This window comes from Microbacterium sp. K35 (genome assembly GCF_004794375.1).
GTDB classification, from domain to species: domain Bacteria; phylum Actinomycetota; class Actinomycetes; order Actinomycetales; family Microbacteriaceae; genus Microbacterium; species Microbacterium sufflavum.
Genome location: NZ_SSDM01000063.1, coordinates 1 through 7,830, shown reverse-complemented (window position 1 = coordinate 7,830; position 7,830 = coordinate 1). Strand labels below are relative to the sequence as shown.

The window sequence follows — 7,830 nt, the reverse complement described above, 5'->3', positions numbered from 1 at the left end:
CGCCGGGCCGCCCGCTGCCGTGCGACGCGTTCCCCGCCTCGGCTCCGGCGGACACGCTCCCCGGGCCGTCCTCGACGAGATCCTCTCCCGACAGCGCCCATCCCCCGACGCGCAGCTGGTCGCCCTCCCGCACCCGCGTCGCGGCCGCCTCCCCCTCCGCGTCGCGGACACGCACCAGCCGCACCTCCCAGGCGCCGCGCACGACCGACACGACGTCGAGCACCGGCCCCGTCTCGGTGACGCGCGCCGCCGCACCGCCGCCCACGTCGAACGCCGACACGAACTCCCGGTGCCAGTGCACCCGCCCCGACGACCCGCCGAGCAGCGTGCCCTCGTGCTCGCCGAGCGTCCCGGTCGAGAAGCCGGAGCGGTGACTCGGGCGACCGTCCCGCACCAGGGCGGCGGTGCCGTCGAGCGGCTCTGTCAGTCCGGGCGTGCGGAGCACGGGCGCGGTCGCCGTCGAGTAGCCGAGCTTGGCGTAGAGCGGCGCGTCCGGATGCCGCTCTCCCGGAACGCCGTGGTCGGTGCCGTGGTTGACGATGCGCACGACACCGTCCTCCTGGGTGCCGCTCGCGAGCCACCCGGGCGCGGCGAGCACCCGCGCGAACGACCCCGCATCGATGGGCAACGGCTCCTCCACGGCCGTCCACACCGGATGGGCGTCCGGGAGCGCGAGCGCGAGCAGCCCCTTCGCCGCCCAGGACGGCGACCCCGGTCCCGAGTAGTCCTGCGCGAGCGCCCGCCACGCGCCGTGCCAGCCCAGCGGGAGCACGCCGGAGGCGTCCGGCGTCCCGCGGTCGACGAAGTGCCGCACCTGGCCGCTGATCGCGCGGCGCAGCAGGCCAGGACCGTGCCGCGATCCGCCCGTGAAGGCCGCAGCGCCCGCCGCCGCCGCTGACGCGAACCGGTATGTGAGGCTGCGGCCCTGGATCAGCGGTCCGCCGTCGGCGCCGATGAGGTGCAGGGCATCGTCGAGGTAGTCGTCGAGGCGGGCGCGGGAGCGGGCGATCCGGGCGGTGTGCCGCGGATCGTCGGCGACCATGTCGGCCCAGATCGCGGGATAGAAGGACAGCGCCCAGCCCGCGTAGTGGTCGAACGAGCGCGCGGCGCCGTCGGAGGTCCAGCCGTGGGCCCGCTCGAACCCGTCGAGCAGGGCGAAGTCGGCCCCGCGGTCCTCGGTCGAGAACGGGCCGCCCACGCTCTCCAGGAACTGCTCGACGAGGATGCGGAACCAGGCCCAGTTGTTCGGCGGGTACGAGCCTCCGATGAACCCGGCGAGGTAGTCGATCGTGCGGGTGCGTGCCGTGTCGTCGAGTCGAGCCCAGACGGTGTCCCGCGTGAGGTGGAGCCCGACGGCGAGGGCTGCGGCCTCCACCTTCGCCTGATCGACCTCGTCGGGCCGGGGCCAGCGCTCCGGGTTCCCCCGGTCCACTCCGGCGGCGAGTCCGCGCGCATACCGCGCGGCCAGGTCGCCGGTGCCGTCGCGGTCTCCGGCGATGCGGAACGCGGCGAGCAGGAAGGTGCGGCTGAAGCCCTCCAGGGCGTCGACCGCGGGGCCGAACCCGCCAGGGCGGCCCGGATAGCGCACACCGGCGCCCGTGGGGCTCGCGTGCCGGGCGGCCCCGTCGAGGATGGCGTCGGCGACCGTCTGGAGGTGCGCGCGACCCCAGCCGGTGTACGGCGACAGGTCGCGGTCCTCCGGAGGGAGGGCGAGAGTGCTCACGCGCCGTGCTCCAGGTCGGCCGGGCGCACGGGGTGGAGCGGGGGAGCCCCGGCGATCCAGGCCTCCAGCTCGTCGAGGGCCGCATCGGCGAGCCGCCGCGTCTCGCTGCCGAGCGAGCCGGCGAGGTGCGGGGTGACCGCGACGTTCGGCAGCTGCAGCAACCGCGAGTCCACGGGCAGGGGCTCGGGTTCCGTCACGTCGAGCACGGCGTCGAGTCGTCCGTCCGCGCACTCGTCGGCGAGGGCGTCGTGGTCGAGGAGCGCTCCGCGGGCCGTGTTGATGATGGTCGTGCCATCGCGGAGGGCGGCGAGCTGTGCGCGTCCGATCATGCCGCGGGTCGCCGGGAGCGCCGGAGCGTGCAGCGACAGCACGTCCACGCGGGGGAGCAGCGTCGCCAGCGGCACGAGCTCGGCGCCCGCGGCCCTGACCTCGGCCGCATCGGCGAACGGATCCGCGACGAGCACCTCGATGCCGGGGAACGGCCGGAGCAGCTCCACCACGCGCCGGCCGATGCGCGAGAACCCGACGATGCCGACCGTCCGGTCGAGGTTGCCGATGCGACCGCCGACGCGGGCGCCGGTGCGGAGGTCGTGCTGCGGGTCGGCCGTCCGCAGGGGCACGAGGGCTCGCTTGCCGGCGAGGAGGATCATCGCGAGGGTGTACTCGGCGACGGGGGCCGCGTTGGCGTCGGCGGCGGAGGTGACGAGGATGCCCCGGTGCCACAGTGCCTCGGACACGAGGCCGCGGACGCTCCCGGCGGCATGGAACACCGCGCGCAGCCGGGGGAGCCGGGCCAGGGCCGCCTCGTCGAGCGCGGGCGCGCCCCACCCCGTGACGAGCGCCTCCACCCGGGCCAGGCGCTCCTGCGGGGCGGCGGCGTCGACGGCGGTGACGGGAACGGGGTCGTCGATCAGGGCGAGAGCCGCGAGCCGGTTGCGACGGGGGCCGTCGAACAGGAGGTCCCAGGCATCGGGGGACATCGCGACGAGGACGGTGGGGCGGGCGGACATGGTCTCCTCGGGGCCTGCGCGACGGACGTCGGCGCCGCTCCAGTGAAGGACGGCGGGGCGGTGCGCGCAACGGAGACGAACACGGTCTGTCATGATCGAACACACTCGAACAAGGAGTCCCGATGCCGATCCCACACCGCGCCCGCTCGGCCGAACGGTGCCGTGCATCCACGACACACGGGGAGGCCGCGACGTGAGCGGCGGGGAGGAGACGCCGCGCTTCGGCATCTCCCGCCGCGAGCGGATCCTCGACGAGCTGCGGCGCGCGGGGGCCGTGCGGGTGTCCGCGCTCGCCCGCGACCTGGGCGTGGCCGAGCTGACGATCCGCCGCGACATCGCCGACCTCGCGGAGCGGGGGCTCCTCACGCGCGTGCACGGCGGCGCCACGCTCCGCAGCACTCTCGACCCGGCCGCGTCTCGGCCGCTGTCCGCTCCGCGACGGTTCGGCATGGTGGTGCCGTCGCTGAGCTACTACTGGCCGCAGGTGGTGGAGGGCGCCCGCGTGGCGGCGATCGAGACCGACACGCAGATCGTGCTCCGGGGGGCGAGCTATGCGGCCGCCGACCAGCGCCGACAGATCTCCGCCCTGGTCGCGTCGGGGACGGTCCACGGGCTGATCGTGGCTCCCGAGACCGCGGGCGCGGACGGTCATGCCCTCCTCGCCTGGCTGGATGCGCTGCCCCTGCCCGTCGTGCTCGTCGAGCGTCGCGCGCCCGACGTCCTCGCGCTGACGCGTCTCGAGAGCGTCGTCACCGATCATGCGTTCGGGGGAGCGCTCGCCGCGAGTCATCTCGCCGGCCTCGGCCATCGGCGGGTCGGCATCCTCACCTCGCCGCAGTCGCCGACCTCCGCCGCCCTGCGCCGCGGGTGGGGCCGTGCGGTCGAGGAGCTCGGTCTCGAGCCGGGGGTCGACCGCGAGGTCGCCCTCGACCGCATGGATCGGTCGGCGGTGGGGCCCTTCGTCGCCGCGCTCCTCGACGAGATCCGGGCGACGGCGACGACCGCGCTGCTGGTGCACTCCGACCCGCAGGCGCTCCTGCTGCAGCAGCACCTGGTCGATGCGGGGCGGCGGGTGCCGGGCGACGTGTCGCTCCTCGCCTACGACGATGAGATCGTGATGAACGGGGCCCCGCCCCTCACCGCGCTGCGCCCGCCGAAGCCGCAGGTGGGCCGCCGCGCTGTGGAGCTGCTCCGCGACCGCCTGCGCGACGGCACCGATCGCCCGGCGGAGCGGGTGGCGCTGGCCCCGGCTCTGCACGTGCGCGCCAGCACGGGGTCGCCGCCGGAAGCGTGACCCGGCGGGCGGCGCGGTGATGCGGCCGGCCGTGCGCGCCCGAGGTCCGCCGCGGTTGCGGGGTGGACGTTCTCGTGCCATGATCTCGGAAAGCGCTTACCCGCATCCTCGAATCCGGGCCGCGCATCCCCCTCCACCGAAAGGAACGGACCGAGATGGCACAGGCCACGACCCGCGAGATCGGGATCATCATGAACGGCGTCTCCGGGCGCATGGGGTACCGGCAGCACCTGGTGCGCTCGATCCTCGCGATCCGCGACCAGGGCGGCATCGAGCTCGCTGACGGCACGCGGGTCACCGTGAAGCCGATCCTCGTGGGCCGCAGCGAGGCCAAGCTGGCGGAACTCGCCGCGGCCCACGGCATCGCCGACTGGACGACCGACCTCGACGCCGCGCTCGCCGACCCGCAGTGGGAGATCTACGCCGACTTCCTCGTGACGAAGGCCAGGGCCTCCGCGATCCGCAAAGCCATCGCCGCGGGCAAGGCGATCTACACCGAGAAGCCCACCGCCGAGTCGCTGGAGGAGGCGCTGGAGCTGGCCCGGCTCGCCCGCGACGCCGGCGTGAAGACCGGCGTCGTGCACGACAAGCTCTACCTCCCCGGCCTGCAGAAGCTCAAGCGCCTCATCGACTCCGGATTCTTCGGGCGCATCCTGTCGGTGCGCGGCGAGTTCGGCTACTGGGTGTTCGAGGGCGACTGGCAGCCCGCGCAGCGACCGAGCTGGAACTACCGCACGGAAGACGGCGGCGGCATCATCACCGACATGTTCCCGCACTGGAACTACGTGCTCGAGAACCTCTTCGGCGAGGTCACGAGCGTCTACGCCCAGGCGGCCGTGCACATCGCCGACCGCTGGGACGAGAAGGGCGAGCACTACACCGCGACGGCCGAGGATGCGGCGTACGGCATCTTCGAGCTGGCGGGCGGCGTCGTCGCCGAGATCAACTCCTCGTGGACGGTCCGCGTCAACCGCGACGAGCTCGTGGAGTTCCAGGTCGACGGCACGCACGGCTCCGCGGTGGTCGGACTCTTCGGCGCGAAGATCCAGCCTCGCAACGCCACCCCCAAGCCGGTGTGGAACCCCGACCTGGAGGACGACCACGACTACGACGCCGACTGGCAGCAGGTGCCCGCCAACCAGGTCTTCCAGAACGGCTTCCGGCAGCAGTGGGAGGAGTACCTGGTGTCCTACGTCGAAGGCACCGACTACCCGTTCGACCTGCTGGCGGGGGCCCGCGGCGTGCAGTTCGCGGAAGCCGGCCTGGCGTCCAGCGCCGAGGGCCGCAAGATCGTGCTCGAACCGCTGACGCTGGACCGGGCATGAGCGCCCTCCGTCTGCTCGCCGCCGACGGGCGCACCTCCGGCGTCGAGCTGCGTGCGCCCGACGCCGTGACCCGGCCGGACGGACCACTGCGCAGCCGGGTGGCGTACGCGGCGGCCCACGTGGTGCCGAAGCCGCACGCCGACAACACCCCCGGACGCCCCGCCGACATCGACTGGGACGCGACGCTCGCGTTCCGCCGCAACGTGTACTCGTGGGGGCTCGGCGTCGCGGATGCGATGGACACCGCGCAGCGCAACATGGGGCTCGACGCGGTCGCGACGCGCGAGCTCATCGCCCGCAGCGCCGAGGTCGCCCGCGAGGAGGGCGGGTCGGTCGTGGTCGGGGTCAACACCGATCAGGTCGACGACGCGCACATCCCGCTCGATCGCATCGTCGACGCGTACGTCGAGCAGCTGCACTTCGCCGAGGAGCAGGGAGCGGGGCCGGTGCTCATGGCGTCGCGACACCTCGCCAGGGCGGCCGAGAGCGCCGACGACTACCGCCGCGTGTACCGGGAGGTGCTGTCCCGCGCGTCCGCGCCCGTGGTGCTGCACTGGCTCGGCACCGCGTTCGACCCCGATCTGGCCGGGTACTTCGCGCCGACGGCGGCCGCGGACGGCTCGGCCGGATGGGAAGAAGCGGCACGGGTGCTGCTCGACATCATCGCCGAGCACCCCGACGCGATCGCCGGGGTGAAGATGAGCCTGCTCGACGCCGACTCCGAGGTCTGGGTGCGCGACCGGCTCCCCGCGGGCGTGCGGATGTTCACGGGCGACGACTTCCACTACGTCGGACTCATCGGCGGCGACAGCCTGGGCTCCGGCAGTGCGACGCCGGCCTCGCACGGGCACTCGGATGCGCTGCTCGGGGCCTTCGCCGCGATCGCCCCCGTGGCGTCGGCGGCGATCCAGGCGCTGGATGCGGACGACCCCGACCGCTACCTCGCACTGCTCGGGCCCACCGAGGAGCTCAGCCGGCAGGTGTTCGCCGCGCCGACCTACTACTACAAGACGGGCGTGGCCTTCCTGTCGTGGCTCAACGGCCATCAGCCGGCGTTCCAGATGGTGGGCGGACTCCACTCCGCCCGGAGCCTCCCTCACCTCAGTCGCGTCGTGGAGCTCGCGAACGCGGCGCTCGCCCTCGAGCGGCCGGAGCTCGCCCATGAGCGGTGGCACGGCCTCCTCCGGCTGAACGGCGTCGACGCATGACCGCCCCGTTCCCCGACCCGCGTCTCTCCCTCAACCAGGCAACGATCAAGCACGCCGACCTCGCCACGGCGCTGCAGGTCACGGCCGAGGCCGGGCTCGCGGCGATCGGCCTCTGGCGGGAGCCCGTGCAGGACGTGGGCCTCGCGGGGGCGGCGCGCATGCTCGCCGACTCCGGGCTGCGTTTCAGCACGCACTGCCGGGGCGGCTTCTTCACGCTCCCGGCCAGCCCCGCGCGCGAGGCCGCGCTGGACGACAACCGGCGGGCGATCGAGGAGACCGCGACGCTCGCGGCGGCGGGGGCCGAGGGGTCGACGGCGGTCCTGGTGCTCGTCGCGGGAGGGCTGCCCGAGGGGTCGCGCGACCTCGTCGGCGCCAGGGAGCGCGTGCGTGACGCGATCGGAGCCCTCGCCGACGATGCTCGCGGCGCGGGCGTGACCCTGGCGATCGAGCCGCTGCATCCCCTCTACGCGTCGGACCGCGCCGTGGTGTCGACGCTCGGACAGGCGCTCGACATCGCCGCCGACTTCGACCCGGCCGTGGTGGGGGTCGCCGTGGACACCTTCCACATCTGGTGGGATCCCCAGGTGCTCGACCAGATCGCGCGCGCCGGGCACGAGGGCCGCATCGCCACGTACCAGGTGTGCGACTGGAAGACGCCGCTCGCCGCCGACCCGCTGCTGTCGCGGCACTACCCGGGGGAGGGGGTGATCGACTTCGGCGTGCTCACCCGCGCGGTGCGGGCGACCGGCTACGACCGGGACATCGAGGTCGAGATCTTCCGCGCGGACGTCTGGGCCGCCGATCCGCGCGCCGTGGTCCGGCGCACGGCCGAGTCGTTCGCCGCGACCGTCTCCCCGCACCTGCGATGACCGCCGGTCGTGCCGCCGTGGCCGGGTCCCGTCGGCGAGGGGGATTGAGATGATGAGGCCATGACGGGGATGCGCCCAGGGTTGTGCTCGGTGACGTTCCGCGCGCTCGAGCCCGCCCGGATCGTCGCCCTCGCGGCAGCCGCGGGCCTGGAGGTGATCGAGTGGGGCGGTGACGTGCACGTGCCGCCCGGCGATGTCGCGCGTGCCGAAGAGGTGGCGCGGCTCACGGCCGACGCCGGGCTCGCGGTCGCGTCCTACGGGTCGTACTTCCGTGCGGGGGCGGCCGAGTCCCTCACGGCCGTGCTCGACAGTGCCGCTGCGCTCGGGGCCGACCGCGTGCGCGCGTGGGCGGGCTCGACCGGATCCGCCGCGGCGACCCCTCGCGAACGCGCCGAGGTGGT

6 protein-coding genes and 1 pseudogene are annotated in these 7,830 nt (G+C 74.3%); 5 read left to right on the top strand and 2 right to left on the bottom strand.

The features are described from left to right. Both DW299_RS01765 and DW299_RS01760 read right to left on the bottom strand, forming a co-directional pair. Nucleotides 1–1,723 (bottom strand): DUF2264 domain-containing protein (locus DW299_RS01765; RefSeq protein WP_168443054.1); only part of this gene is annotated, 1,723 nt, incomplete at its 3' end. Continuing rightward, the gene (locus DW299_RS01760; RefSeq protein WP_136035415.1) at nucleotides 1,720–2,733 is read right to left on the bottom strand and encodes a hydroxyacid dehydrogenase; all 1,014 of its coding nucleotides are present in this window, start codon (nucleotides 2,731–2,733) and stop codon (nucleotides 1,720–1,722) included. The genes DW299_RS01765 and DW299_RS01760, both read right to left, overlap by 4 nt. Nucleotides 2,734–2,926: 193 nt before the next feature. On the opposite strand from DW299_RS01760, the gene DW299_RS01755 reads away from it, so the two are divergent. The 5 genes and pseudogenes from DW299_RS01755 to DW299_RS01735 form a co-directional block, all read left to right on the top strand. After that, nucleotides 2,927–4,027, top strand: a complete 1,101-nt coding sequence (locus DW299_RS01755; RefSeq protein ID WP_240745285.1) for a substrate-binding domain-containing protein — start codon at nucleotides 2,927–2,929, stop codon at nucleotides 4,025–4,027. A 155-nt stretch (nucleotides 4,028–4,182) separates the two neighbouring features. After that, nucleotides 4,183–5,352, top strand: coding sequence for a Gfo/Idh/MocA family protein (locus DW299_RS01750; RefSeq protein ID WP_136034629.1), 1,170 nt, complete (start codon nucleotides 4,183–4,185; stop codon nucleotides 5,350–5,352). Further along, the gene (locus DW299_RS01745; protein WP_136035413.1) at nucleotides 5,349–6,560 is read left to right on the top strand and encodes a DUF993 family protein; all 1,212 of its coding nucleotides are present in this window, start codon (nucleotides 5,349–5,351) and stop codon (nucleotides 6,558–6,560) included. Before DW299_RS01750 ends, DW299_RS01745 begins: the two co-directional genes overlap by 4 nt. After that, complete coding sequence (locus tag DW299_RS01740; RefSeq protein WP_136035412.1) at nucleotides 6,557–7,429, top strand: sugar phosphate isomerase/epimerase family protein; 873 nt, start codon at nucleotides 6,557–6,559, stop codon at nucleotides 7,427–7,429. The genes DW299_RS01745 and DW299_RS01740 overlap by 4 nt, the downstream gene beginning before the upstream one ends. A 60-nt stretch (nucleotides 7,430–7,489) precedes the next feature. Beyond that, nucleotides 7,490–7,830, top strand: a pseudogene (locus DW299_RS01735) (sugar phosphate isomerase/epimerase); the annotation flags it as partial.